We start from the raw sequence: 26,229 nt of genomic DNA, 5'->3' as shown, positions 1-26,229 counted from the left end.
GTCCTTTTCGCTTGTCAGCACAGTGGTTCGCAGCCGCCCGTCCTTCATCACTAAACCTTCAGGTAACGCCGGAGGGTCAACAAGGAGGATATCCCGGCCAAGCCGCCGCCGAGCGCAATCAGCACCGGCGCGATCACCAGGACCTGCGTCGATGAGATGAAGGGAGTGTTAAGGAATTGCCTGGAGAGATCACCATTGAGCCAGAAGTGTGCCATCAGCCACAGCGTCACGGAGGCCAACAAGGCCCCGACAACAGCGGCGATCACACCCTCCAGGATGAACGGCAACTGGATCACTGTCTTCGAGGCGCCCACCAGGCGCATGATCCCCGTTTCCCGGCGCCGGCTGAACGCCGAGAGCCGGATCGTGGTGGTTATCAGAAGCACCGCGCAGAAGATCATCACCGCCGCCACACCCATCGCGGCCACAGAAGCGCCGTTCATCCAGGAGAAGATCCGCTCCAACACCTGGCGCTGGTCACTCACCGTCTCTACGCCAGGTTGCGAGGAAAATGTTTCGCTGATGATCTGGTACTTCTCGGGGTTCTTCATGTTGATACGGAACGAGGCCGGCAACTGGTCCTCAGACACGGAATCAACAATCGGCGAATTGGAGAACTGCTCTTTGAAGTGCTTGTAGGCCTCGGCCTGGGATTCGAATTGGAAGTCGTTGATGTACTGCTTGACTGCGGGAGACTCCAACATTGCCTGAAGATTGTCCTGCTGTTCCTTGGTGGCCGGCCCCGAGGCGCAACCAACCGCCGTCGAGCCATCGTTGCAGAGGAAGACCGCAACCTGGACTTTGTCGTACCAGTAGCCCTTCATCTGGTTGATCTGCATCTGCAGCATTCCGGCTGCGCCAACGAACGTCAGGGAAACAAAGGTCACCAAGACGACCGAGATCACCATGGACAGGTTGCGGCGCAGGCCGCTGCCGATCTCCCCGAGGATGAAAAGGAGCCTCACAGCTGTGCCCCCTGCGCGCGGTTGAGTTCCTCGCCACTGGCGTCCTTCAGCCGCCGCGATTCACCCACAACCGGAATCATGGACGTGTACAGTGCCTTCGCTTCGTCACGGATGACCTTGCCATTCTTGAGCTCCACCACGCGGCGGCGCATTTCATTAACGATGTCGTCGTCGTGGGTAGCCATGACCACAGTGGTGCCGTTCTGGTTGATCTTGTCCAGGACTCCCATGATTCCCATGGACGTAATGGGGTCAAGGTTCCCGGTGGGTTCGTCCGCAAGGAGAATGCCTGGGCGGTTGACGACGGCGCGGGCAATCGCCACACGCTGCTGCTCGCCACCTGAAAGTTCGTGAGGCATCCGCTTTTCCTTGCCCTCAAGGCCAACGGTCTTCAATACCTCAGGAACCGTCTCCCGGATAATGGAGCGGCTCTTGCCGATGACCTGCATGGCAAACGCCACGTTCGCGAAGACATTCTTCTGCGGTAGAAGACGGAAATCCTGGAAGACCACACCGATACCCCGGCGAAGCTTGGGGACTCGCCAGCTCGAAATGTTGGCCACGTTCTGGCCGGCAACGTAAACCGAACCTGAGGATGCTTTGTCTTCCTTCAGGATCAATCTCAGGAAGGTGGATTTTCCTGAGCCTGAGGCGCCCACCAGGAAGGTGAATTCACCGCGGTTGATCTCAAGGCTGACAGAATCGAGCGCCGGTCGGGCATTCTGCTCGTAGACCTTGGTGACATTCTCAAATCTGATCATGGCCCTTTAGAACCCCGCCGGACATGACGTACTCGCCCAGTCCAACAGCCGGAGCGCGGGCTTTCGATGGGGGAAGTGAGAGCACCGGCCACTCGACTATACGCACGCAGCAGCCGGGATTCCGGGGGTTTCGGGGGCGTGTCGTGGAATCCGACGCCCCCGGAACGCGGACTGAGACCCTAGCTGGCAGCGTTACGGTTGCCAGTGCGCCAACGGATACCGGCGTCGATGAAGTCATCGATGTCGCCGTCCAGGACAGCCGAAGTGTTGCCTACTTCGTGTTCCGTGCGCAGGTCCTTGACCATCTGGTAAGGATTGAGCACATAGGAGCGCATCTGGTCTCCCCAAGACGCCTTGACATCACCGGCCAAGGCTTTCTTTTCAGCGTCCTGCTGTTCCTTCTTAACAAGCAGCAACCGCGACTGGAGCACACGCAAGGCAGCTGCCCGGTTTTGAAGCTGCGACTTTTCATTTTGCATTGACACGACGATGCCCGTGGGAATGTGTGTCAGGCGCACGGCGGAGTCGGTCGTATTGACCGACTGGCCTCCTGGTCCTGAAGACCTGAAGACGTCCACGCGGATTTCGTTGTCCGGAATCTCGATTGAGTCGGTCTGTTCAATCAGCGGGATGACTTCGACGGCGGCGAACGAGGTCTGCCGGCGGCCCTGGTTGTCAAAGGGGCTGATACGGACCAGGCGGTGTGTGCCCGCCTCGACGCTGAGGGTGCCGAATGCGTACGGCGCCTTGACCTCAAACGTGGCGGACTTCAGGCCTGCTTCTTCAGCATAGGACGTGTCCATCACGGTAGTGGGGTATCCGTGGCGCTCCGCCCACCGCAGGTACATACGCATCAGCATTTCGGCGAAGTCGGCAGCGTCGACACCACCGGCTCCTGCCCTGATGGTCACTACGGCTTCCCGCTCGTCGTATTCGCCGGACAACAGGGTGACGATTTCGAGCTCGGCGAGGGCCTTGCGAATAGAAGCCAGCTCTTTGGCTGCCTCGGCCATTGAGGCTTCGTCGCCCTCGTCCTGGCCGAGCTCCACCAGTACTTCGAGGTCGTCAATGCGTGAGGCAAGCTTGGACAAGCGCTCCACTTCTGCTTGCCGGTGGGATAAGCGCGAAGTGACAACTTGCGCCGATGCGGGGTCATCCCAAAGGTCCGGCGCGCCAGCCTGCTCACTCAATTCGGCGATTTCTGCCTTCAAGGCATCAACATCGGTGACGTTCTCGATGGAACTGTAAGTGGCGCGAAGCGCGCGGATTTCTGCGGGAAAATCAATCTCAGCCATGGTCTTTCCAGCGTACGCTATCAGCCGGACTCCCCCGACTGGGCGCCGTCATTGCGTCCGTATGATTGCGTCATTGCGTTATGTCGTTATTGGGTGAGCCGGGATCTGGCCGTGGATCTTGCTTCAACAGGGATTCCCTCAGGCAGCAGGAAGGTGACCAAGGGCGGATGGGCGATCGCCCTTAAGACCACCACCGCCGTACCGCCGGGTGAACTTCCCGTTTCAGGAGAAACTTCCAAGTGATCGTGCACGGAGAAGGCTTCGCTGTTTCCCAGGTACAGATCAACCGCGCCCAGCACCCGCTCGTCCACCAGCGACGCCGAGGGCACACTGCTTCCTTCGATGTCACCCACGACGTACGAATCTGCAGCAGCAAGTGCGGCGCCATCGGCCAAGGACAGAAGTTTTTTGTGCTCCAGGTAAATCGCCGAAGTAGCCATCACCACCGCGGCCAACAGGAGTGCCAGAAGTACGAAGCCTACGATCAGCACGGTCATCTGTCCCTCTTCCTCTTTGCGCCCTATCCGCCCCATCGCCATCTTTACGGCTCCTCTTCACGTTGACGATTCACTGAAAGCGGCCCACGACTTGTGTTGCAGAGGCATTGAGCACGGCAGCGTTAAGTTGTAGCGAGTCGCCAAACGGAACCATCGGCAAAGGGACAGTCAGTCGAACCCAAACTGTCACTGCTGCGCCAGCCGAAAGGCAGTCTGACCGGTCGCACGTGATCTCCATTTCGGCCGCTTGCGCCGGGTAGCCGTAATCCTTCAACGCCAGGAGGACGCTCTGTTCTGCGCTGGTCCTCGCGAGGGCGGGTTCAGTTTGGGACACAAAGACCTTGGCCGCCTGATCCGCCGCACCCACCACCGCGAAGGATCCGCCTTGGATTTGGCCCACGGTTACCAGGAAATAGACAACCGGGACCATGAGCAACAGTGCCAGGAACGTAAACTCCACGATGGCACTGCCGCGTTGCCTTTCGACGTCGGCACCCACTGCAGATATGTCTTGATATGGTCCGAACACCAACTGCAAAGCCATCTTCAGTCGATGCCTACGGCGGTTCATTGTCGAAGCGGGAAACGGCGCCGGAGTCAGGACATCACTTTGGAAGGGCAGCATGTCCGGCAACCTCCATGACTCCGCCCGGTCCGATAAGCCCCACGACTGGCATAGGCGCCCTCACGGTCACTTCCAATGCCCGAATTCCCTCCAGATTCCTTTCAGCGGTGGTCACGTCTGCCGCGAAATCTCCATTGAGCGCCGTTTCGATCAGTTCGGAAGTCCTGGCCTCCGCGTCCGTAGCCGTTCGATCGGCAAGGGTTCCATATCGCGCTCCGGACGCGGCGGCATCAACAAGTGTGTTTCGGACATGAAGGACAAGCGTGAGCTGGACGATCGCCATGAACAGCAACGTCAGCAGCGCAGCAATCATCACGAAATCGATAACGGCGGAACCTCGTTCCCCACTTTTGAGTGCACAGGGACTTTCAAATGCGCAGGGATTTTGAAATGCACAGGGCAGGCAGAGTGCGTGATTTTGCCTGCGGGACCACGCCTGCCCCATCTCCTAGCTGCCCACCTTGGCCATGGCCTGCGTGAAGAGGTCCGCCAATGCTGGCGATGCAATTGCGAGGAGCCCCGCGACCAATATTGCGGACATCAAGGTGATCATCACCCACCCGGGGACGTCACCGCGCTCACCGTGTTCCAGCTGTGATGCCGCATTTCGCGCCTGCACGGCGAAGGCCCAGGAGAAAAAGGGCCAAGTCATCGTGTTTGCGGCAGAAATCGATCGTCCATACTTCTTCATTATTTTCCCCAATGTGTGTGTGTTTGTATTGCTGGCAATGTGCGACGGGCGGACAAAGGTCATGGGCTAATGAACCCGGCTTGGTCCCGTCAAAGGCTCAACTGCAAAGCGGCGAGTGCAGGAAACGCCGCAAAAATGACCGTTAGTGGAAGGACCCCGAATACCAGGGGCACCATCATGCCGATTTCTTTTCGACCGGCTGATTCCATCAGCTCCCGCTTCGCAGCGTCGCGAACATCGGCAGCTTGTGCCCGAAGTACATCGGCCAACGGAGTCCCCCGCTCCACGGCCACCACTAATCCGTCGACGAATCGGACGAGGGGCGGCAGTTGTGTTCGGGCAGAGAACGCCTGGAGTGCTTGGACCAGAGATTTTCCTGATCTCGTATCGGACAGAACCGCGGTGAATTCTTTGGCGAGCTCGCCGGTGGAGGTACGGGAGATCCTGTCCATCGCGCCCACTGCGCTCTCTCCGGCGGCGACGGCCAGGGCCATGAGTTCGGCAAGGCTGGGAAACTCCGCGAGAATCACCGATTCGCGGCGCTTAATCTTTTGGCCAAGCACGAAATCGCGGAGCACGTATCCACAAAAGGCAGCCCCGATTACCGACACCAGTGATGGAAGCGGGCTGAATCGTCCGGAGGCAGCACCCAGCCCTACGCCGATCACGGCAAGCAGGAAGCCGCCTGCGGCCCACACCAGTTGCTCCGCCCTGAAATCCACCACGCTTTTCGCGGACCCGGCTCGAGCCAGTCTCTTTCGCAAGGCTGGGCCGCCACTGTTAAAACGGGACAAGTAGCCAATTCCGTCTTGGATAACTGGGCGGAGAATGCGTTCCAATGGTCCAAAGGGTGTCAGATTATGCGTAGGCGCCCGGAGGAGGCGCGACTCGAGATTCTGCGACTTAAGCTGAGGGTCAATGCGCTCCGCGAATGTCCTGCCGCGCATGAAGGGAAGCCGCACCAGAATCAACCATGTCCCTCCGCCCAGGAGTAATCCGAGGAGTGTTGCGGTGGCGGTCGAAGTGCTCATCGCAGGACCCGTTCATCCTCGGGTAATGCCCCAATACGCAGCATGACTGCGTAACACAAAACCGAGACAAGAAGTCCGCCGAGCAGCACCACGGCCCCGATTCCGGAGTTGTAGGCAAGCATGGCTTCAGGTCTACCGGCCATGACCACCAAGACTATCCAGGGTGCTGCGACAGCAAGCCGGGCACCGTTTACGGTCCAGGACTGCCTGGCCTCGAGTTCGCTGCGCGTCCGGGCGCTTTCCCGAAGAAACCCTGCCAACGTACCCAACATCCGCCCAAGGTCGGAGCCACCCACTTCCCGCGTCATGCGTAGTGCCTCGATGATCCGGTCAGCCACCGGATCTGCCAGGCGGTCCTTGAGTTTGTTTACAGCCGCATCGAACTGACCGCCCGACCTATAGTCGGCACCAAAATCCAGGAACAGGCCCCGCAGTTCGTCCGGCCCGTTGTGCCCAAGTTGGATCAAGGCCTCTGGCAAAGCCAGGCCTGCGCGAATGGCGGATCTGAGGTGGTCAACAACATCGGGCCACAGTTGGCGGAGGCTGGCACGGCGTTTCCGCGCCCGTCGACGCACGAGGCCAAAAGGAATCCAAGCGCCAAAGAGTCCGAAACAAAGGCAGACGGGCAATGACGCGGTCACAACGAAGAACAGGAGCATCGCAATGACTCCGCATCCAGTGCAACTGAGAAGGAGGCCCGCACCAGTGACCTTTTCTATGCCCGCCGAGAGCAAGAGAAGTTCCAGTCGTCGTGGCCGGGGTTCTCTGGCCCGGACGTTTGGCGGATGCTCCCAGGTGGACCACCAGATAAGCATTGCTCCACCGCCGCAAAGGATCCCCAATAGCGGGGCCATCAGTTCAGCTCCAGCAGCGCGGCAACATCAAAACCAGCCACGGCAAACTTATCGACCGCCGGCATGGAGTTGGCTTTGGGCTGCAGCTGCCCTTCAAGCATGCGGAACACCACCGAGGATTCGATGACCCCGTTTTCCACGCGGCGCCCCAACGACAGGATTTCCGTTACCTGCCTGCGCCCATTGGCCTGCCGGGCACAGTGCACCACCAGGTCAATGCACGAGGCAACTGTGGGAAGGACGAATGCACTGGAAATGTTCGCCCCGGCCAGCAAAGGCAGGGTGCAAATCTTGGTGACGGCGTCATGGGCCGAATTCGCATGGACTGTGCACATGCCAGGCAGCCCGGAATTCAACGCAATCAGCATGTCCAGGCTTTCGGCTTCGCGGACTTCGCCAACCACCAAGCGGTCAGGTCTCATGCGAAGGGCTTCCTTAACGAGCCTTCGCAACGGAATTTCTCCATGACCTTCCAGGTTCGGTTGCCTGCATTGGAGACCCACGACGTCGCGCAGAGGGAGTTGCAATTCAAAGATCTCTTCAACGGTTACTACGCGCTCACGTGAGCCAATGCTTGCTGCAAGGCAGTTCAACATAGTGGTCTTCCCTGCCTGGGTGGCACCGGAAACGAGGATGTTGAGTCCGCTTGCAACGGCTGCACCAAGGAACCTGGCAGATTGGGGTGTGAGGCTTCCCAACTCGACGAGATGCTCAAGCCGGTTCGCCCTGGCGATGAACTTTCTGATGTTGACAGCCCAGTGCTTCCTGGTCACGTCCGGAATAGCAACATGCAACCGTGACCCGTCCGGCAGGGCCGCATCCACGAACGGTGACGACAAGTCCAGCCGCCGCCCCGAGCTCTTGAGCATCCGTTCGACGAGGTCCCGGATTTGCTGCTCGCTCAGGGTGATTCCCGTCAGCTCGGACTCCCCATTACGCGCGACATAAATTTCGTGGGGCGCGTTGATCCAAATTTCCTCAATTCCAGGATCATCCAGGAACGGCTGCAGCGGACCGAATCCCGCTACGGCGTCAAAGACGTGCCTGCGGGCGGTTTCCAGATGTCCCAATGGCGGAAGAGGTCCAAGGAGAGCCCTTTCGTCGTAGTCGTTGACCGCGTCCTCAACCAAGCGTCGGACTTCCGCGGTCTGTTCGAAGGGGTCCAAGCCGCGGCGTCTGATAAGTTCGCGGACCTCACCCTCCACAATCCCAACGGCCTCCATATTTCCCCCAAAAACCTTCGTGTCCGTATCCGAGAGGCGTATCTCGAGTGACCTACGCTAAGGGAGCCGCTATCGAGGGCCAAGTCCTGCTTGGGGGCTTGTGGATAACTATTGGAACAAGAGTCCCTCCAGCATCGCCTGTACCACTAGTCACTCCAGTTTCCGAATGTTAGGGTAAAGCCCGTTAGGAGCTGGCCTTTGGTCCCATGCGCAGGCGCCCGCCCCGGAGCTTGTCAGCAAGCCACACCATGCGCCGCTGAACCGCGGCACAGGGCCGGAATTGGATATGACAAGAACCCCCATAGAGTCGGTCCATCGCATGCCGCTGGCAAGGACTGGAATCGCCCTTTGCCTGGCCCTCCTTGCAGGGACTTTTCCCGGCGGTCCTGCATGGGCGGAGGATTCCGGCCCCCGGCCAGCGCCAGCCCCCATCGCCGAACAGAAGTCGCCAGCGCCGAGTCCACTTCAACCATCGACGGACTCCGGGGCCGTCCCCGAGGACAGCGCCCGGACGGTGACCAACCAGCCGCAGGTGCCCACCGCCGTCGAGCCTTCACCTGCTGTCGCTCCGCAGCCGGCCGTCGGCCCGGCTGTGGACGATCCAGCTGCGCTGCCAAGCACCAAGGTGATGCCTGGCAATGCTCCGGATGCCGAGACCATGAAGGCAGCAATGCGCGCTGCGATTCCGGCGGGCGGGGCAGAAATGGGTCAGCGCTCACCCAGGGTCATAGCGGCAAAGCAAGGCAGCGGAAATTCAGGGCCTGCTGGCTCACGCACCGTGGGACAGGTGGTGCCGATGGACGCCGATCCAGGTCACTGGAGGCCAACCATCGGTATCCATGGACAGGACGTCAGCGCGCACCAGGGCAACGTGAACTGGCAAAGCCAATGGAACCAAGGATCCCGTTGGGCTTACGTAAAGGCCTCCGAGGGCAACTATTACCTGAACGAAAACTATGCACAGCAATATGACGGCTCCCGCAACGTCGGCATGGTTCGAGGCGCCTATCACTTTGCCATCCCCAACTGGTCTTCGGGTGCGGACCAAGCGAGATACTTCGTGGCAAATGGCGGCGGATGGACAGCTGACGGTTACACACTTCCTCCAGTCCTGGACATCGAATACAACCCCTACGCCGGACGTACCATCAACGGCTTCTACTTCGGCAACACCTGCTACAACATGTCCAAGGCACAACTTGGACAGTGGGCTGCCGATTTCGGCAACACGGTCAAAGCCCTGACGGGGCGCTTTCCGGTCATTTACAGCACCACGGATTGGTGGAATACGTGCGTAGGCAACTCCACGTTCGGGAGTTACCCGCTGTGGATCGCCTCATACTGGAACAACCCCACGAACTCTCCTGGATCCTTGCCCGCCAGCTGGGGCGACTACACCATGTGGCAGTACAGCAGCACCGGGCCGTTCGAAGGTGATTCGAACATCTTCAACGGCAGCTACGATCAGCTGCGGACCTTCGCCCGTGGTGCCTCAGCCCCTTCCAACCCATCCATCAAGTCCGGTGCCGACCTCCTGGCTACAAGCTCAACCGGCAGGCTCGATGCATTTCCGGCCGACGGAAGCGGCCGGATCACGGGTCCAGTGACCATCGGTTCGGGGTGGACCGGTGCAAAATCGCTGTACGTCGTCGATTGGAACCAGGACGGCGTCCAGGACATTCTTTCGCAGTGGTCCGACGGGACGCTGAAGGTCTTCCGCGGTGCTCCTGGCGGCAGCTTCTATGCTCCCATCCAAGTCGGTTCCGGCTGGCAGGAAATGTCCCTGACAGTCGGGTGGTGGAACTCCAAAGACGGCTATCCGGGCGTTATAGGACAGGACTATCTGGGCAATTTGTATCGGTACCCGAATACCGGGGGTGGAGCGCTGGGGGCCGGGGTCCTGATCGGGACCGGCTTCAGCGGGCACCAGTTGAACCAGATCGACTTCGACGGCGACGGTAGCCAGGACATTGTCACGCGCACCTCTGACGGCACCCTTCGCCTGTATCGTTCGAATGGCTTGGGTAGCTTCCTCAACGAAGCCGCCCAAGTGATCGGTTCCGGATGGAATGGCATGACGTCGGTAAGTTCAGCAATCGGCTTCAGCGGTGCCGGGTCCCAGGGACTCCATGCCCGCACCGCCAACGGTGACCTTTACTATTACCCAGCCGTCTCGGGTTCGTGGGCCGACCGCAGCCTCATCGGACTGGGCTGGGATGACGCGATCCGGATCAGCGACGCTCCCCTGGATGTTGAGACAACACTCGGCATCGACCAGGAAGATGTGGTCGCGGTCCGCGCCGATGCCAACCTCTACCGCTATCCCGGCACGGGTACCACTGCGCTACTGCCCGAGGATCTCATCGGAACAGGGTGGGCCGGCCTGAAAGCCGGGTTCGTCACGGATTGGAACGGAGACGGCGCCCTGGACATTGTGGCGCAGTGGTCCGACGGCCGGCTAAACGTGTACCCGGGCAGGACCGGCAGCGGCTTTGGGGCCCCCATCGCCCTCGGCAGCAATTGGAAGGACTGGACGCTAAGTGTTGGGACGTGGAAAAAGGCTGATGCACATCCCGGAATCGTAGGATACGACTCCACGGGTCGGCTGTACTACTTCAGCAACCCCATTGGAAAGACGGTGTCCACCGGTATCTCCATCGGAGTCGGTTGGACTGGCCTGGACATAGTTCAAATGGACTTTGACAAAGACTCCAATGCCGATCTCCTGGCAAAAAACGCAGCGGGCGATCTGAAACTGTACCGTTCCAACGGCACCGGCAACTTCATGCAGGAAGCAGCGCGCGTGGTCGGAACAGGTTGGAACGTCATCACAAGTTTCGGTGCAGTCCGTGGATTTGCCGGAGCAGGCTCCAGCGGTGTCATCGCCCGAACCACCGTAGGCGAGCTCCGGTACTACCCGGTGGGTTCAAACAGCTCGTGGGGAACACCAACTCGAATCGGCACAGGGTGGAATTCCCTGACGATTCTCTCACCAGCGGCAAAGTAGCAGGCACGCAGCCCACTTTCGAGGGCCCTTTCGTGGAAATCTTCCATGAACGGGGCCCTCGGTTGATTCCGGGCCCCTGCCAGATACGCGCAGGCGATAAATATCGCCTCGGAGCGGCCAAAATTGCTGAATCACATGGTCTAATGAAGGTGGTCTCACGTATTGGCTGTTCAGCGCATTCGGGGTACGGACTTTGTTTGGGGGCAAGCGAAGATCACCCATTGCGCACAATCAAGGAGTGATCTTTTATGGCGTTTAGAGTTGCAACTGCAAGCGCAGACATTACGCCGTCGCTAAGCACCAATCCGTATATGGCCGGATATGGCACCACCGATGGCGGACGGGAGGCCACCAGCAGTTCGCCGTTCGAGCCCCTCTATGCCCGGGCAATCCTCATCTGGGAAGACGCTCATCCCCACATCATCATCTCGTTGGATGTCCTGGCAGTGCCCCGGGCCATGCATCAACGGATCCGCGACAGGATCATTCAACTCGCGGATTGGTCCAGCAGCGACATCCTGATCCAAGCGACACATACACACAACGGTCCCGCGCTGATCGACACCTTGCATCCCTTCATGGCTTACGGACTGGCAGACCTCGGGTTGGTCCGCTCGTACAGTGATGACTTGGAAGACACAATCGTTGACCTTGCCCAGGAAGCACTGGACGCGAACGAGGAGGCCGTGACCTTCGACTACAAAGTCTCAACCCAGAATTTTTCCGCGAACAGGGTGGGGCTCCCTTACACAGAAACCGCGGTCCCCATTCTGGTAGCCAGGCGGGGCAACGGCACACCGGCGGCTGTGATCTTCAGCTACGGCTGCCACCCCATCAGCGCAGGTTTGCGCACGCTCTTTGATGGAGATTTCGCAGCCGGCGCCTGCAACTACATCGAGAACCGAAACCCGAACTGTTTCGCCATGTTTGTGCAGGGACCCGCCGGGGACCAGGATCCAGGAGGGGTCCGCAGCTGGGAACTCAGAGACCAGCATGGGGACGCCCTCGGCGCGACCGTAAATTCAAACATGCAGTCTGCCGGCAGGGCGCTCAGCGGCCCCATGGTGACGCGCTACCAGGAGGTCCAGCTTCCATTGGACATCACACCGACTGCGGGAAATCTGGCCGCCGTACGTGCCGCATACGTGGCCCGTTTGCCGAACCCCAATGGCCAGCCGCAGTGGTACCAGCGTCATGCCCAAGTCATGATCGGACGAATTGACAGCAATAGCTACAAAACCGCAGTGCCATCCCCCTTCCAAGTGTGGAAGTTCAACGGCAGCCCCCAGCTGAAGATCGCCATGATCGGTGGCGAACTCGTTAGTGGATATGCGGCCTATTTCCGGAATCGGAACGGTGGGACCAACGGAATCATCGTTGGCGGATATGCGAATGAGTCCTGCTGCTATATACCCAGTAATGAATTCTTTCCCCCTTCCATGCCACTTGGCAGCTATGAGGGCGGCTGGGAACCCGATTTCCCAGGAATTGCTGGTGGTTCAATGACCGTATATGGCCATCTGGCCCATTTCAAGGCGGGCACGAATGGCGTGGAGACCACACTTATCAATGCCATGAATTCATTACTTGCCTGAACAGACGGACTAAAGGCGCGGACCAATCGTGGTCCGCGCCTTTCCGTGTCTGCCCTCCTGGCAGCCGCCTACCTATCCGGACACTGCCGTCTTAAGCCACTTGGTGAGCACAGCCGCCTGCGGCGCCAGCGGAGCAAGCGTCAGGGCGCCTTTCACAACGGGAACCCCATAAGCGGCGAGCGAGGCTGCAAGCGTCCTGGGGTCCGTCCGGGTGCATGCCTTAATGATGCGCAAGCAGAGAGCAGAGGCGTCGCCGGGAACGGCACCCGCTGCAAGGGCGGCATTGACGGCGGCCGTCTCCTCCGGAGTCAGGATATGTGGTCCTTTTCCGACATAGTCAACTTGGCAGTCGGTGACGTGCATGTAGCGCGTGGATGCCCAGACCTCTTCAAGGCTCGAGAACTTGCCTATCAGGCTGCCATCAGCACCTGTGCACGTGAATTGATACCGTATCAAAGGTTCCGGGCGTTCCCGCGGGATTTTGTCGTCGTTCGCGACCACAGGCGCCATATCAAGTGCGGCTGGTTGGGAAGTATCTACATTGGTTCCTGAGCAACCGGCCAAGGCAATAGCTGCCACGCCGAGCTGAAGAACACTGCGCCTGCGCATGTCCACCGAGGGATCCCCACTTCATTCGGATGCTCCCCAGCTCCGCATGCATTGGTTATTCGCCCCAAGCCGTTTCCGGCTGCGTCTTAGTACATCTTCCCCCAAATTCCGCATTTGTCACTAGTAAAGTTTTGGCCGGCAGCAAGATCGACGCCTTCGCCCACCGCTGGAAGTCCTCCCTCGGCGGCAATTGCACCCCCTGCGCCGGCTAAGGACCACCTGCAATCCGCTGCCGAAGGGCCTTGCTTGACGACTTGATATTTGCCAGGTTGCACCGAATCGCCCACCAAATGGCTGCCATCAGCCATCCTTGTGCCCTCGGCCCAGGCTGCGATGATTTTGCCCTGCGGAGCATCCGCACAGAGTGAGGCCGCGGCAAGCAACGTCCCGTGTCCGGCTTCCTCAAATCCACCCGGACCGCTTTCATCACTGACCCGCGTGCAGAGCCGGAGGACGTCCAACAACACTGCCAGGCCTCCATCGTCCCCCGGTCCTTGTGGCGCCGCCGTCGAAATTGCTTCTGCTTCCCGGGGCGTTGGCTCGAACGGATCCGTTCCGGTGTAAGTGACTTCGCAGGAGCCCATCCGCGTGTAGTTGGTGGCAGCCCAGACCTCGGCGAGACTCGACAACTGGACTTCCGGCGAGGCGTCAAGGCTTGTGCATCGATAGGCGTAGCGGCCAGGTTCATCACCGTCGCCCAAGGGCTCGCCGTCACCCGTGGTGCCAGTGCTGGGAACCGTCGACGGCGAGGGGCTGGGCTCCGCTGTGGCGCTGGTGGTTGCCGTGCCGGTTGTTGTCGACGAGGTACTCGTTCCCGGGGGTGGTTGTGGCGATGGCGTACAGGCGACCAACAGCATCACCAGCGGCACCACCATCGGAAACAGTCTGCGCATTGTGACCTCCACCTCAATCGTGCGGGGCTGCGATTGCCCGGTCAAGACATCGGGAAAGGCGAAAGGGGACCAAAAAAATGTCCCGCATCGAAAAGTACCTAGTGACAAATGTGAAAATTGGGGGAAGATGTACGTAGACGCAGCCGGAAACGGCGTGGGGCGAATAACCAATGCATGCGGAGCTGGGGAGCATCCGAATGAAGTGGGGATCCCTCGGTGGACACGCGCAATCGCAGTGTTCTTCAGCTTGGTTTGGCGTGTCTTGCCTTCGCCGGTCGCTCGAGAACATCTCATGGAAACTCCCATCCCTCCGCCATCAGCGGGACGGTTGAAGGACGGCATCGCCACAAAGTCACCGCACTGATCGCCTCGGCGAGCCTGGCTACAGCAGCGCTCACAGGTGTATTCACAGCGGGGGCCGCCAGCGCTGACCAAGCCCGCCAAACCGTCGCCGTTGGTCTCACGAAAGCCGCAGGTTCGGTGGTGGACCCGGCCGGAAGGATCTGGGTCTCAGATGCGCGTGCCGGATTCTGCCGCGTGACCGAAGCTGCGGGCGCCACCCCGGGCGGGCTCGAAACAGGCACCTGCCTTGGAGGCACGTTGGCTGGCCATAAGAGTGGACCGGCCCTGGCCGGAACTCCCGCAATGATTGATCCGTCGCCTGCCAATCACGGCTCGGGCGACGAAATCGCGTTCATTCCGGATGCCGCCGTCGGAAGTTCCGAGGTAGTCCGCGCGGTTTGGAAGCCCAGCACAGGCGTATTCGACTATGACAGCCAGTTGACCATTTTCGACGGCGACCTCCGTCCGAACGCGGTCAGTGACGGCCCCGATGGCAACATCTATTTGTCGTTCGGCAATGCCCGGTCGATTGTGAAGATCGTGGATCCGACGGCCCTCCATCCCAGCATCGAATCAATCGCTTCGGTTAACTCAAGCTCCTTGAGCCTTGCCGCCACGCACCGCAACAGTGCCGGCAACGTAGTGGTTTATGTCGCTGAAACCTCAGGATTGACCGTGTTCACCGCACCCGAGGACGGAGTGCTGACCAACTTCGTACCAGCACCGCTCTATAACGTCGGCAAGCCGACGGCCATCTACTACGACTGGCAGTCGCCCTTGGTGCTGTACACGGGAACCGGTGGCGGAACCACCACAGCCGACGCCGGCAAGGACACCGTCTCGCGTATCGACCTAAGCACCGACACCGTAACCAACCAATGGGCGCTCGGTTTCAGCAAGATCGGTGGACTGAACATGCGCGACGGCAAGCTCCTGCTCATGGAAGACCCAGGTCAGCTGGATCCTGCCAAGCCAACCCAGCAGGGCAGGTTGCTCAGCCTCGGTGGCGTCGTACCTTCGATTGTGAGCGGTCCGACGGCGGCTAACGGAACCCAGGCAGCAAACCCGGCGTTCACCAATGATTCCACTCCTACTTTCACTGTGGCCTCAACGCCTCCGGGCGGTGCCCTTGAATGCAGTCTCCAATTGAGTACCGCAACACCTGTCTGGCAAGTGTGCACGAGTGGAACGTTTACGCCTGCAACCGCCTTGACCAACGGCGCCTACACATTCTCCGTTCGTGCGGCACCAACAGGGCTGCCCGTATCCCGGGCATTCACGGTTGATCTGACTGCCCCAGCCGCCCCGGTGATCACCTCACCCGCTGCTGGAGCTACAGTCAACGGTTCGCCTGTCCTGGGCGTGACCTCGGAGGCGGACTCCGTCCTGTCCTGCTCGGTCGATTCCACCACCATTTTCACGGCCTGCAGTAACGGCTATGTCTTCAACCTCACAACCGCAGGACAGCACGTCCTACGGGTCCGGGCGACAGACATGGCAGGCAATATCAGCGCCGTGGCATCGGTGACTGTTACCACCGACCTGACCGCACCGCAGGTGTCCATCAGTTCTCCTGCAGAAGGCGCAACAGTGGGCATCTCGCCGTCGTTCGTCTTTGCCTCAACGTCCACTGACGTTGCCGGGTTCAGGTGCAAGCTGGGCGCCAACGCCTTCACAGCGTGCACATCGCCAAAGTCCTATGCCAACGTACCCAACGGTCCTGTCGCGTTCACGGTGGAAGCCATGGACAACGCAGGGAACACCTCCACCGCAACCAGGAATGTCACTGTCTTCGCTGCCGACACCACCCCACCTGTGGTCTCTGTCGATCCGGCCGGAGGAACGTACGGGGCAAACAAAACCATCAGCCTCACCGTGAACGAAGCAGCCACCATCTACGTGACCACCGATGGCACGACGCCGACAACGTCCAGTCCTGTCTACTCGGGACCGATCGCGTTGACGTCGTCGATGACGTTGAAGTACTTTGCACGCGACACCGCGGGCAACTCTTCAACGGTAGCGACCCAGACGTACGTCCTTGACAACACTGCACCGGTTCTGACGGTTGCACCCGTTGCCGGAGCCTACGCATCAGGGCAGCTTGTCACCATGACTTCCAGCGAACCTGGAAGCATCTTCTACACAACGGATGGCACCACGCCCGCTACTGCAGTGGCGGGAAGCACGAAAGCATACTCGAGTCCATTCGCACTCACGGCTAACACCACCGTAAAGGCCCTTGCTGTGGACGCGTATGGAAATGCTTCTGCAGTCACTACCAGCGTTTACACGGTCTTGGACACCACCCCACCGGTGGTCACCGTGACTCCACCTGCGGGCAGTTACCCGGCGAACCAGCAGATCACCCTCACGGTGAATGAAGCGGGTTCGAGCATCTACTTCACAACCAACGGGACCACTCCGACTGCCACAGCCGCCAACAAGTACTCCACAGCCATCACGCTGACGGCCGCGATGACCTTGAAGTACTTCGCGGTGGATCCGTCCAACAACAGTTCGGCGATCATCAGCCAGGCCTACATCGTGACGGCGCCACCGGCCAACACATGGAAGGACTACACCGGCGACGCAAAGAACGACGTCGTGGCACGCGACAATGGCGGCACGCTATGGCTTTACCCGGGTAACGGAAGCGGTGGTTGGTTGACGCAACGTTCGCTGGGAACTGGTTGGAACTTGCTGAACGCGATCGTTCCCACCAAGGACTTCAATGGTGATGGACGAAGCGACGTCCTGGCGCGTGATACCAATGGCGTCCTCTGGCTCTATCCGGGAAACGGGGCCGGCGGGCTCCAGCCCAGGGTGCAGGCCGGCACGGCTTGGTCGGGCATGACGCTCATCCTCGCGCCAGGGGACTTCAGCGGCGATGGCAAGGCCGATGTGTTGGCGCGGGATTCGGCTGGTGTCCTGTGGCTGTACCGCGGAAACGGCACTGGGGGCTTTGTATCAAGCGCCCAGATTGGCACTGGGTGGAACTCCATGACGGCCATCCTGAGTACCGGCGATTTCAACGGCGACGGCAAGACCGATGTCCTGGCCAGGGACACGTCGGGGATCCTATGGCTCTATCCAGGCAACGGTACCGGCGGTTGGCTGAGCAGGGTCCAAGTTGGAAGCGGCTGGAGCGGGATGACTGCAATCCTGGGCCCCGGCGACTTCAACGGAGACGGCAAGAACGATGTCCTTGCGCGCGACTCCGGTGGCAACCTCTTCCTGTACCCCGGTAACGGAACATCAGGATGGCTCTCCCGGAGCCAGGTCGGGTGGGGCTGGGGAGGGTTCACGTCGCTCCCCTAGCAGCAAGGACGTGACCCCGGCAGGAAAGAGAAGGGAGGGTCAGGACGCCAAGCGTCCTGACCCTCCCCTTCTTGTTACAGGAATTCCCTACGTACGTTCCTTCATGGGATGCATCGTGGGTCTGTTTGGACTTGCCTGTATGTCCAGTTGGAGGGATACCAACAGCATCTGGACTCCCAGCACAAAGGGCACAACAGCCAACATCACCGATCCCGCGGTAGGAGATCCTACGCTTGCGGCGAGAACCCAGATCCCTGCCACGAGACCCATGACAATAAGGGCGATGCCTGCGATCAGCAGAAGAGCCACCGCTGAGAAGGACCAGACCATGTACTTCCACCAAACACGGCGCCAGAAGCCGCCAAAGAGCATGGCCAGCAGCTCGGGGATCACCTTCCGGAGCTTGATGCTGGAAACCTCATTGCCGTAAACAGCAGGAATTGGGACATCCACAATCGGTACATCGAGGATGTTCAGGTGAATCAGGAGGTCGTTCTCAAAGCTGTAGCGTGCGGCCACCTTATTCATTGGCAGGCGACGAAGAACTTCCGTCCGGATCGCCGTGTAACCATTCTGGGGGTCGAAGATGTGCCAGTAACCCGAGGCCAGCTTTGTCATGAACGACAAAACGATGTTGCCAAAGATGCGGTAGCCAGGCATGCCGGCAAAAGACTCACCTGAAAAGAAGCGGTTGGCCTTGGCAAAACCGTAACCATCCACCACCGGATCGAGCAGCTGCGGCAGGTACTCCGGATCCATCTGGGCATCGCCGGCCATCACAACGTTGATGTCGGAGCCCAACTCCATTGCCGCTTTATGCGCCGTCAGAACGGCGCCACCCACGCCTTGGTTGACCTCATGCCGAATCAAGGTGACCCTGCCGTCATCCGCCCGAAGGGCAGCCCCGGAGGTGTCGTCGGGGCTGCAGTCATCAACAATGACAATGTCATCGACGAAATCAGGCATCGTTTCGATCACCTGTGCGATGTGGTTCTCTTCTTTATAGGCCGGTACTACCGCGGCAATTCGAACGCCTCGATACATCGATTATCCTTCGCTGCTGTTAGGTGTGAATTTCTGTGCTGGCGCGTCAGTGCCCGACGCGCCATCTGTCTGTCCGCTGGCGCTCTTCGGTTGCTTCTTTTGCGGGAAGATCCAGTGCTTGTAAATGAAGTAGTTCCATCCCATGGTCACAATCGTCGCAACCACTTTACCGGCAACATATCCGGCACCCAGGAACTGGAAGAGCTCCACGATTCCCATGACCGCCACAGTGTTGAAGGCCAGGAGTCCTGAGTACCGCAGCACTCCACCGAGAGCCGTTCCGCCTCCCCCGAAGGCAAAGTGGCGCTGCAGGAAGTAGTTGAAGAAGAAACTACCCCAGAATCCTGCGCCCGTGGCCAACCAAAGCGGCCAACCAAAGACTTGGAAGCAGAGCGCCAGCAGACCGAGGTCCACAATGAAACTCAGACCGCCCACCACGAGGAATCTGAACAAACTGGACGAGAGGAACTTTTTGATGAATGCCTTCATTGGTTAGCAGATCCTTCCAAGCGGGGCGATGCCATCGGGTTTCCGGTTCTCGAGGATTCCCGGGACTCCGTCAAGCTGCACTCGGTCCTTGGCAGCGGCGTCGAAGGCTTGTTTGCCACCTGGCAGCTGGGACCAATCGATCCGGTACAAGGCTGCGTTTCCATCACGCACAACAAGCTTCAAGTAAGGGATGGAATCAGGATGGGTCAACCCCGACTTGGGCTCATCCCAGGCCCGGATCCGACCGTCAGCTATGTACACCCATTCGATACCAAGCTCCGATGCGGCCGCCCGTGCGTCGGGATCAGTCGCCAACTCAGGGAGCTTTTGAAGGACAAGCAGCTGGCGGTTGGTAGGAAGTATTTCGAAGTGCCGGATCATCGGCATTCGGTTCCCGAGTGCGTACATCCATACGGAACCATCACAGGAGTCATTCAGCACGGTGGCGTCCTGGGGAACATACTGGTCAATTTTGCTCAGCAGATCCACTTCGGATGAGCTGAGGGTGGGGCCATCAATCTTTGTATTGATGTTGATGCGCTGGGCATTTTGCTTGAAATATGGGATCGCGCCGACCCCGCATACCAACAAAACCGCGACGGCGGCCGCTGCCGTGACGACGTGGTTCGGCCTGCGCCCATTCGTGCCGCCGGACTCGTGGGATTCTGCCCGACGATTGCGGAACCGCCGGACGACCCATTCGATTGCCTCTCCGGACTGGGCAACGCCCAAGCCCGCAAGCGGCACGAGGAGCATGACAAGGACGCCGAAAATGCGCCATTGATCGTCGTAGAAAGGTGCTGTCAGGTTCAGGAAACGGGGGCTCTCGCTGCCCATGGTGTAAACAGACAGAAACGCAAAAGCCAGGACCGGGCCAAAGTACCACCACATGCGGATCCTGAAGGCAACAGCGAGGCAGCCAAGGGCAACAAGGGTTGTCAGGATCGGCATGGCCATGGAGCCATGGTTCAGGAGAACAATGTTCTGGATGGCACCGTTGCGATCAGTATCCGGTGCCCACATCATCTTGGAGACGCGCTCAGATTCCTTGAGCATCTGGGTAATGATCGGCAGGCCGATGATCGCCGCGAGAACCCCTGACACCGCCAGGTAAACAGTAATGCCCAGGATCCTGCCCTTGCGCCGAATCAGCGCGGAGAGCAGCCAGAAGAAAAGAACCGGCAGTACTACGAATGCCAGGGAGGGGTGCACGGCAATAAGGCCCACTGCTCCGAAGGCAATGCCCAGAACCCAGAACTTTTGCCGCTCCAAGGCACCTTTGACTGCCAGGAAGACGAATGGACCCACCAACAGCATGCCAGCGAAAAATGGAATCAGCGGGCCACGCCACAGTAAGTCATAGGGGTAGACCGTGAACCATCCCGAAACCGCAGCCGCGGCAGCGACGGCAATCGGGCGGCGGGTGAGGATCATAGTCAAGGCCATGGCGCTCAGGGGCAACTGAACGGCCATCATCACCAGGACGAAAACATTCAGGAAGACCGGGATGCTGACACCACTCATCGGCCAGAACAGCGATAGCACTGCGTGGAACGCAATGGGGTAGCTCCTGATGGGCGCATCAGAAATAGTGGTGTCATAGTAGGCGAAGTTGCCCGCTATGGCGGGATCCCATTCATGATTCACCGAGATAAGCCGGATCATGTTTGCATGCCAAGGAATGTCCCAGTCCTGATTTATCCCCAGGAGGCCCTCAGTACCGACAAACCATGACACGGCGGCGACGGCTCCGCCTGCAAGAAGGCCTACGAGCAGGATCCACCAGGAGCCGGCAAATCGATGCTTACCGAAAATGCTTGGCTGTGTTCGGAGGGGAGTCTGGAACTTGTCAGGGAATCTACGCCTCAACAGGAGGCGTAGAGCCAGCAGGACAGCAGCCAACACCAGCAAAACGGCGGATACAGGAAGCAGCTGCCAGCTCAACCCCAAGGAATTGCCCATCACACCGATGACCGTCAGGGCACCCATGCTCAACAATGGTGCCACGACGGGCAGGAGGGTTCGCCGCACTCCCAGTGCTTCTCCGAGAAGCCAGCCTGGACCCCACCACAACACAACGATCAGGAGTACACACAACAGCAGCGGGCCGATACCCATTCCTACGATCGCCTTTCTTAGATGCTTCCACTAGCCATCCCTTGACAGACGACTCTTGCTATTGGATGCCGGACTTAGTTGCGTTCCCGCAGCCAGGCGACAGCCTGGTCAGCCGGACCTTCGAATTGGACAGTGCCGGAGGATAAGACGACTCCCCTGTCGCAGATCCGCGAAATCATGTCCAGGTCATGGCTGACAACCACGAGGGTCCTGCCTTCGTCGGACAGCTGCTTAATCTTGGCCAGGCACTTCCGCTGGAAGGGTTCATCGCCAACAGCCAGGATCTCGTCCACAAGGAAGATATCCGGCTGCGTATGAACTGCCACCGCAAAAGCAAGGCGCAGGAACATTCCGGAAGAATAGAACTTCACTTCCGTGTCGATGAACTGCTCGATTTCCGAGAAAGCGACGATCTCGTCGAATTTCTCGTTGATCTCCTGCTCTGTCATTCCAAGGATCGCGGCGTTAAGGAAGACGTTCTCACGGCCGGACAAATCCGGGTGAAACCCGGCCCCAACCTCAATCAGGCCGGCAACGCGGCCTTTGGTCCGCACAGTGCCCTGATCGGGAAGGATGACACCGGAAATCAACTTAAGCAACGTGGACTTACCGGAGCCATTGAAACCCAGAAGGGCCACGGTCTCCCCATCCTGTATCTCGAAGCTGACATCGTGCAGGGCATCGAACTTCTTGGTGAGGTCACCCTTGCGTCCCTTGACGAGCCACACAAGCGTCTCCTTAAGGGAGTGCGAGTGACGCAAATTGAAGGTCTTTTTCAAGCCCTTGACTATGACGGCGGCGCCCACTCAGACCTCCTGCGCAAAATGGCCTTCGAGCCGGCGGAACACCAGCTGGCCGATGATAAGGAAAACTGCGGCCATCCCCAGTCCAGCCAACCCCGTCAACATCAGGTGAGGGGGCAGTTCGACAGGCTTGGTGACCGTCGGGTACCAGAACGCCCAGTGGAACAATTCCACCGCCACGGTCACGGGGTTGAGCTGGTAGATCGTCAAGACCCAGTCCGGGGCCAGACGACGGATCATTGTCCAGTCATAGAGGACGGGTGAAGTCCAGGTGACGATCATCATCAACATGTCCACGATGTTCTCTGCATCGCGGAAAAACACGTTGATGGCACCTGCCAGGAGACCCAGGCCGGTGGCGGTTACGGCCACAATGACGAAGCCCAGCGCTGCACCCACCAGCTGCATCACATCTGGTCGCCACCCGTTGAAAAGGGCAGCAGCCAGAAGGACGACCAGTTGGGGAAGGAAGTGCACGGCAGCGACCCAGACCGACGCCACGGGAAAAAGTTCCCGAGGCAGGTAGATCTTCTTCACTAACGCGGCATTCCACACGATGGAGCGCGTAGCATTCGAAAACGCTTCCGTGAAGAAATTGACCACGATGACGCCGGAGAACATGTACAGGGCGTAGTTGGGAATCTGGTCCCCCACGCGAAGGACGATGCCCAGGGCAAAGAACAGGACCAAGTACTGGACCAACGGCTTCACATATGACCAAGCCAAGCCCAGCACAGAACCCCGGTAGCGGACCCTGAGTTCCTTGCGGACGATCAGTTTGAGGAGGTACCGGCGCCGGAACACATCCAGCAGACCGGCACCTACCCCTGGAACAGCATAAATATCAGTGGAGTTGGCCATCGCTACTTTTTGGGCTCCGAGGCATCGAACGTCTCTCGCCAGGACTCCATCGATGTGATCTGAGGCAGCGCCGCACGGTACTGGGCCCGGAGCGTCTCCCAATTCGAGAAAAGCTGCGCGTGCAGCTGGGTCGTTTCAACCAGAAGCCGGCGTGCCAACTTGGGATCGCGCTGGTACCACGACGCTCCTGTGCCATCGGCATTGGAGACAACGGCACTGTCCAGATGCGCCAAGCTCCACCATTTGCCGTCCTGATGTGCAACATGGGCCTCAGGGTTGGTCTTGGCAGAATCGCGAACCGGAGCAAGGGTCTGCTTCAGGACGGTCTTAACCGCCCAGGGCAGCAGGCCAAGAGCACCCGGCTGCTTGTAGCTCTGGGGCTTCTTCGGCGGACGTTTGCGGAAGGACTCAGGGAAGGCACCGGGATCGGTCTTGATCTGGGAGTCAACAAATTCCTCGCGCATGGCACGGAGCTTGGGCATTGTGGTGGGCAGCTGCTCGTGGAGCTTGCCTGGCCCCTCCAAGACGTCCCGGAGAGCCATCACACGAGCTTGCTCTGGGTAGTACTGCATCGATACCAAGTGCTTAATGTCCGTGTTCAGGCTTTCACGGAAAATCCGGCCACCCTTGGGGAACGGCGAATGCAGAAGAGTCGCGATGAGCCTGTTGCGTTCGTGATAGTAAGCCTGCCAGTCCACAGAGTCATCTTTATCAGCCCATGAGACATGCCACACCGCTGCACCCGGCAGGGTAACGGTCGGGAAACCTGCCGCGCGGGCACGCAAGGAGTACTCGGCGTCGTCCCACTTGATGAACACGGGAAGGGAGAGTCCGATGTTTTCCACGACGGTCTTGGGGATGAGGCACATCCACCAACCGTTGTAGTCGGCATCCCAGCGGCGGTGCAGCAGTGGCGTTGAACGAAGGCCTTCTGCGGAGAAGTCGTGATTTCCCAGGCCCTCCACGGGTCCCCAGAGGAAACGGTAAAAATTCACTACTTCGGCGTAGGCGTGCAAAACGGACTTGTTATACATGTCGAACATGTGTCCGCCGACGATGGTGGGCTTACGGCATAGGTCGGCAAATGCGACCGCCCTCAGCACACCTTCGGTTTCAAGTTCAATGTCGTCGTCGAGAAGCATGACGTAGTCGCTCTTGTCAGAGACGAGCATCTCGTACATGTTGCGGGCGAACCCACCCGAACCACCAAGGTTGCCCTGGTTGATGATGCGCAGCTGCTCGCCCATGGATGCGGCGACGGCGTCGAACCCGTCTTCGTCGGCCACCTTCTTGTTGCCTTGGTCCACGATGATCAGTTCCGCGAGGATTTCACGGAGACCGGAGTCGGCATCGATTGACTTGATGGTTTCAAGGCAGTAGTCGGCACGGTTGAACGTTGTAACACCCAGCGTGACTTTCCCCTGGGGCCTGCCTTCATCAGGAACAGCCCAGTGGGCGCTCTTAAGCGTCATTCCATCGCCGCCGGCAATGAGGTCGAACCAGTACCAACCGCCATCGCCAAAGGGAGCGAGCGTAAGTTCGAACTCGTTCGACGCAGTTCCCTCAACGAGGATCGAGTCCACGCGCTGCGATGCGCCGCGCGCATTCGACCGGTAAACGATGACCGTTCCTTCGCCCTCGGTCTCGATGTGGAGAACCGTCTTTGTGGCGATGGTCCATTTGCGCCAGTAACTGGCCGGGAAGGCATTGAAGTAGGAACCAAAGGAAAGACGCTCGCCCCGGCGCACCTGCACCGACCCGCGGTCCAGGATGTCCTCCGGGTGGAGTTTGCGGGCCATGCCCACTGCCTGAACAACTGCTGTGCCGTTGTCGTCCTGCTTGCGGACCTTATTGGTGTCCGGATCGACATAGAGCGGCAGGGTATCGAGGTCGCGGTTGGCCGGGAAAACCACACGCTGGACTATTCGAAGGTTCTGCTCAGTCGACGCCGGGCTGTCTGCGGCTGTTGTGGCCGTCATGGCAGTCTCCTGGCTTTCGTTTGTTGTGGCGGTCATGCGTCCACTCCACCACTTTCCAGCTTGGCGCCGCCCGTGAAGTGCGGCTTGATCTTGTTGTCGAACATGGACAGGGCCGAACCGATGGCCATGTGCATGTCCAAGTACTTGTACGTTCCAAGACGCCCGCCAAACAGTACAGACTTCTCGCCACGCGCAAGATCACGGTATGCGAGCAGTTTGCTGCGGTCTTCTGATGTGTTGACGGGGTAGTAAGGCTCGTCCCCCTTCTCCGCAAAACGCGAGAATTCGCGCATGATGACCGTCGCGTCCTTCGTGTAGTCGCGCTCAGGGTGGAAGTGGCGGAACTCGTGGATGCGAGTGAAAGCAGTCTCCGGGTCCGGGTAGTTCATCACCGAGCACCCCTGGAAATCCTCAATCGGCAGCACTTCTTCTTCGAGGTCGATCGTGCGCCAGGAGAGATCACCCTCGGCGTAGTCGAAGTAGCGGTCTACGGGGCCTGTGTAGATCACCGGAACCTGGCCAAGGACCGAGGACCGGCCGAATTCGCCATCGTCAAAGAAATCCGTGTTGAGGATAACTTCGATGTTGGGGTTGTCCGCCATGCGCTCGATCCACGCCGTGTAGCCGTCGACCGGAAGCCCTTCATGGGAGTCATTGAAGTAGCGGTTGTCGTAGTTATAGCGCACGGGGAGCCTGGAGATGATCTCCGCGGGAAGGTCCTTCGGATCCGTCTGCCACTGCTTGCCGGTGTAGTGCTTGATGAACGCCTCGTACAGGGGCCGCCCGATCAGCTGTATTCCCTTGTCATTCAGGTTCTGGGGATCAGTGCCGGCAAGCTCGCCCGCTTGCTCCGCAATGAGCTGACGAGCTTCGGTGGGGCTCATTGCTGCACGGAAGAACTGGTTGATGGTACCGAGGTTGATCGGCATGGGATACACCTCGCCCTTGTGGCTGGTGTAAACCTTGTGCTGGTAGCTCGTGAACTTGGTGAACCTGTTCACGTACTCCCAGACACGTTCATTCGAAGTATGGAAGAGATGCGCTCCGTAGCGGTGCACCTCGATTCCCGTCTTCTCTTCATTCTCGCTGTAGGCGTTTCCTCCAATATGGTGGCGGCGATCAAGAACCGCGACCTTTAGCCCCAACTCGGTAGCGGCGCGTTCTGCAATGGTCAGGCCAAAGAAACCCGAGCCGACGACGACGAGATCAGCGTTCACAAACTCTCC

General features: G+C 59.4%; 22 protein-coding genes. 3 read left to right on the top strand and 19 right to left on the bottom strand.

Translation table 11 applies throughout. From position 1 onward, the window contains the following. Window positions 1–50 precede the first annotated feature (50 nt). The 10 genes from ftsX to AC1DD7_RS11310 all read right to left on the bottom strand — a co-directional run bounded on the left by ftsX (window position 51) and on the right by AC1DD7_RS11310 (window position 7,942). Complete coding sequence (gene ftsX / locus AC1DD7_RS11355) at window positions 51–965, bottom strand: permease-like cell division protein FtsX (RefSeq protein WP_224164730.1); 915 nt, start codon at window positions 963–965, stop codon at window positions 51–53. After that, window positions 962–1,726 carry a cell division ATP-binding protein FtsE gene (gene ftsE, locus AC1DD7_RS11350; protein ID WP_216924001.1) on the bottom strand — a complete coding sequence of 255 codons (765 nt, stop codon included), beginning with the start codon at window positions 1,724–1,726 and terminating at the stop codon, window positions 962–964. Before ftsE ends, ftsX begins: the two co-directional genes overlap by 4 nt. 179 nt (window positions 1,727–1,905) lie before the next feature. Beyond that, a complete protein-coding gene (gene prfB / locus AC1DD7_RS11345; protein ID WP_431115685.1) occupies window positions 1,906–3,021 on the bottom strand; it encodes a peptide chain release factor 2 in 1,116 nt (371 codons plus the stop codon). Window positions 3,022–3,107: 86 nt separating this feature from the next. Next, a complete protein-coding gene (locus AC1DD7_RS11340) occupies window positions 3,108–3,518 on the bottom strand; it encodes a pilus assembly protein TadG-related protein (RefSeq protein WP_477515042.1) in 411 nt (136 codons plus the stop codon). Between the two features lie 70 nt (window positions 3,519–3,588). Then, window positions 3,589–4,062, bottom strand: coding sequence for a hypothetical protein (locus tag AC1DD7_RS11335; RefSeq protein WP_477515181.1), 474 nt, complete (start codon window positions 4,060–4,062; stop codon window positions 3,589–3,591). 61 nt (window positions 4,063–4,123) lie between these two features. Next, window positions 4,124–4,546: a TadE family protein gene (locus tag AC1DD7_RS11330; RefSeq protein ID WP_477515180.1), complete on the bottom strand. Its 423-nt coding sequence runs from the start codon at window positions 4,544–4,546 to the stop codon at window positions 4,124–4,126. A 45-nt stretch (window positions 4,547–4,591) separates the two neighbouring features. Then, complete coding sequence (locus AC1DD7_RS11325) at window positions 4,592–4,795, bottom strand: hypothetical protein (RefSeq protein ID WP_477515041.1); 204 nt, start codon at window positions 4,793–4,795, stop codon at window positions 4,592–4,594. A gap of 128 nt (window positions 4,796–4,923) precedes the next feature. Then, window positions 4,924–5,865 (bottom strand): type II secretion system F family protein, encoded by a 942-nt coding sequence (locus tag AC1DD7_RS11320; RefSeq protein ID WP_477515040.1) that lies wholly within the window; start codon window positions 5,863–5,865, stop codon window positions 4,924–4,926. Beyond that, window positions 5,862–6,719, bottom strand: coding sequence for a type II secretion system F family protein (locus AC1DD7_RS11315; protein WP_477515039.1), 858 nt, complete (start codon window positions 6,717–6,719; stop codon window positions 5,862–5,864). Before AC1DD7_RS11315 ends, AC1DD7_RS11320 begins: the two co-directional genes overlap by 4 nt. Further along, the gene (locus tag AC1DD7_RS11310; RefSeq protein WP_477515038.1) at window positions 6,719–7,942 is read right to left on the bottom strand and encodes a CpaF family protein; all 1,224 of its coding nucleotides are present in this window, start codon (window positions 7,940–7,942) and stop codon (window positions 6,719–6,721) included. The genes AC1DD7_RS11315 and AC1DD7_RS11310 overlap by 1 nt, the downstream gene beginning before the upstream one ends. A gap of 286 nt (window positions 7,943–8,228) precedes the next feature. Between AC1DD7_RS11310 and AC1DD7_RS11305 the strand changes: the two genes are divergently transcribed. After that, window positions 8,229–10,949, top strand: coding sequence for a GH25 family lysozyme (locus AC1DD7_RS11305; protein WP_477515037.1), 2,721 nt, complete (start codon window positions 8,229–8,231; stop codon window positions 10,947–10,949). A gap of 248 nt (window positions 10,950–11,197) precedes the next feature. Further along, window positions 11,198–12,544 carry a hypothetical protein gene (locus tag AC1DD7_RS11300; RefSeq protein ID WP_477515036.1) on the top strand — a complete coding sequence of 449 codons (1,347 nt, stop codon included), beginning with the start codon at window positions 11,198–11,200 and terminating at the stop codon, window positions 12,542–12,544. 72 nt (window positions 12,545–12,616) lie between these two features. Here the strand turns inward: AC1DD7_RS11300 and AC1DD7_RS11295 are convergent, their stop codons facing one another. Both AC1DD7_RS11295 and AC1DD7_RS11290 read right to left on the bottom strand, forming a co-directional pair. Further along, a complete protein-coding gene (locus AC1DD7_RS11295; protein ID WP_477515035.1) occupies window positions 12,617–13,153 on the bottom strand; it encodes a hypothetical protein in 537 nt (178 codons plus the stop codon). Window positions 13,154–13,239: 86 nt separating this feature from the next. Further along, on the bottom strand, window positions 13,240–14,046 hold the full coding sequence (locus AC1DD7_RS11290) for a hypothetical protein (protein WP_477515034.1): 807 nt from the start codon (window positions 14,044–14,046) through the stop codon (window positions 13,240–13,242). A gap of 216 nt (window positions 14,047–14,262) precedes the next feature. On the opposite strand from AC1DD7_RS11290, the gene AC1DD7_RS11285 reads away from it, so the two are divergent. Beyond that, window positions 14,263–17,709, top strand: a complete 3,447-nt coding sequence (locus AC1DD7_RS11285) for a chitobiase/beta-hexosaminidase C-terminal domain-containing protein (RefSeq protein WP_477515033.1) — start codon at window positions 14,263–14,265, stop codon at window positions 17,707–17,709. An 87-nt stretch (window positions 17,710–17,796) separates the two neighbouring features. Here AC1DD7_RS11285 and AC1DD7_RS11280 read toward each other — a convergent pair whose 3' ends face one another. From AC1DD7_RS11280 to glf, 7 genes are all read right to left on the bottom strand, one after another. Further along, window positions 17,797–18,753, bottom strand: a complete 957-nt coding sequence (locus AC1DD7_RS11280; protein ID WP_216924011.1) for a glycosyltransferase family 2 protein — start codon at window positions 18,751–18,753, stop codon at window positions 17,797–17,799. A gap of 3 nt (window positions 18,754–18,756) precedes the next feature. Continuing rightward, the gene (locus tag AC1DD7_RS11275; RefSeq protein WP_224088056.1) at window positions 18,757–19,242 is read right to left on the bottom strand and encodes a GtrA family protein; all 486 of its coding nucleotides are present in this window, start codon (window positions 19,240–19,242) and stop codon (window positions 18,757–18,759) included. A 3-nt stretch (window positions 19,243–19,245) separates the two neighbouring features. Further along, a complete protein-coding gene (locus AC1DD7_RS11270; protein ID WP_477515032.1) occupies window positions 19,246–21,360 on the bottom strand; it encodes a DUF6541 family protein in 2,115 nt (704 codons plus the stop codon). A gap of 74 nt (window positions 21,361–21,434) precedes the next feature. Further along, entirely contained in the window at window positions 21,435–22,166 is a 732-nt protein-coding gene (locus AC1DD7_RS11265) for an ABC transporter ATP-binding protein (protein WP_216924014.1), read from the bottom strand. Further along, entirely contained in the window at window positions 22,167–23,024 is an 858-nt protein-coding gene (locus AC1DD7_RS11260; RefSeq protein ID WP_224088060.1) for an ABC transporter permease, read from the bottom strand. It abuts the gene before it with no gap. Between the two features lie 2 nt (window positions 23,025–23,026). Further along, window positions 23,027–25,039 carry a glycosyltransferase gene (locus AC1DD7_RS11255; RefSeq protein ID WP_477515031.1) on the bottom strand — a complete coding sequence of 671 codons (2,013 nt, stop codon included), beginning with the start codon at window positions 25,037–25,039 and terminating at the stop codon, window positions 23,027–23,029. Continuing rightward, a complete protein-coding gene (gene glf, locus AC1DD7_RS11250; RefSeq protein ID WP_431115700.1) occupies window positions 25,036–26,220 on the bottom strand; it encodes a UDP-galactopyranose mutase in 1,185 nt (394 codons plus the stop codon). The genes AC1DD7_RS11255 and glf overlap by 4 nt, the downstream gene beginning before the upstream one ends. Window positions 26,221–26,229: the final 9 nt, after the last annotated feature.

It is taken from the genome of Paenarthrobacter sp. 10L412, assembly GCF_056395565.1.
This window is presented reverse-complemented; position numbering and strand designations above follow the sequence as displayed.